This is a genomic window from Vibrio sp. Vb1554, assembly GCF_033344235.1.
In genome coordinates this window covers 1-1238 of sequence record NZ_JAWPOJ010000268.1, presented here as the reverse complement: position 1 = coordinate 1238, position 1238 = coordinate 1, and the positions used below count along the sequence as shown (strand labels likewise).

Below are 1238 nucleotides of genomic sequence, written 5' to 3'. Positions count from 1 at the left end.
CCAATAGAGCGCCCGCACAAGCCAATACCGCCATACCCGCAACCACTTTACCAGCGGCTGAACCTAGCATCACTGTCCATACGGTTGAGAATGGTGCTGTAGATGCAGCAAGCTCAGAGTTTGCAACGATACCAGAACAGATGTTTGTCGATACAATGTAAACCACAGCCGCGATTAGTGTACCGCCCAGTACTGCGATTGGTACGTTCTTCTCTGGGTTTTCTACCGCTTCAGAGTTCGCACAAGCTGATTCAAGACCAAGGAATGCCCATAGAGTCATCGCAATAGAAGCACTCACTGCTTCACCAAATGGCAAGCTGTGTGGGTTCCAAGCTTCAATGTACATGGTTGGGTTAAACCAGAACCAACCAACAATACCCAATGAACACACTGGTAGGATTACGCCCCACACGGTGAATGTACCAATTTGACCTGTGATTTTCGCACCACCGAAGTTAGCGAAAGTACAAATCCAAAGAATGGCGATGGTGTACAAACAGGTTTCGACCGGAGATAGGGTCACTTCAAAGAATGCGGAGCCGTAACCCACACAAGTAATCGCGATCGCAATGTTCGCAATAAGGAGCGACAAACCGTAAGTCCAGCCCGCCATAAATGCACCCGATTTACCGAATGCATAAGACGCGTAACCGTTCATACCGCCGTCACGTTTACTAAAGCGACCACATTTTGCGAACACGTAAGCCAACGCCAAAGAGCCCGCCGCAGTGATCAGCCAAGACAACACAGAAATGGTGCCCACTTGCGCCAGTTTACTTGGCAGCATGATGATGCCGGAGCCAGCCATGTTGATGAATGTCAGAATGGTTAACTGCACCACCGACATTTTTTTAGTTTCATTACTCATAAATTATTCTCCACGAATAAGCGGTTCGCACCGACGCCGGAGCGTGGTGCGAACGGGTAGATTAATCTTTTAGGACATAACAATGTGCGGTAGTGCGACCGTTAACATCTTCAAGGTACACACCTTGAATTTCTGGCGCGAAGCCTGGGAAGCGGTTGATGCCTTCTTCTAGAGATAGGAAGTAATCCACCACGTGTGGGGTCCAGATTTCACCAGTGATCACACAGATGATGCCTGGAGGGTAAGGAAGTGCACCCTCAGCGGCTACGCGACCAACGGCCTCTTTAAGTGGTAGGTAATCGCATTCACCACGGAAGTATTTGCGTGTTGCTACGTCAGGTTTGTGAACCATTTGTGGGAAGTACTCGCT

1 protein-coding gene and 1 pseudogene are annotated in these 1238 nt (G+C 49.2%); both read right to left on the bottom strand.

Annotated features, from left to right (window positions below):
- On the bottom strand, nucleotides 1-868 hold an 868-nt coding region (gene potE / locus R8N28_RS25555; protein WP_318183702.1), incomplete at its 3' end, for a putrescine-ornithine antiporter.
- A gap of 61 nt (nucleotides 869-929) precedes the next feature.
- A pseudogene (locus R8N28_RS25550) lies at nucleotides 930-1238 on the bottom strand (ornithine decarboxylase); the annotation flags it as partial.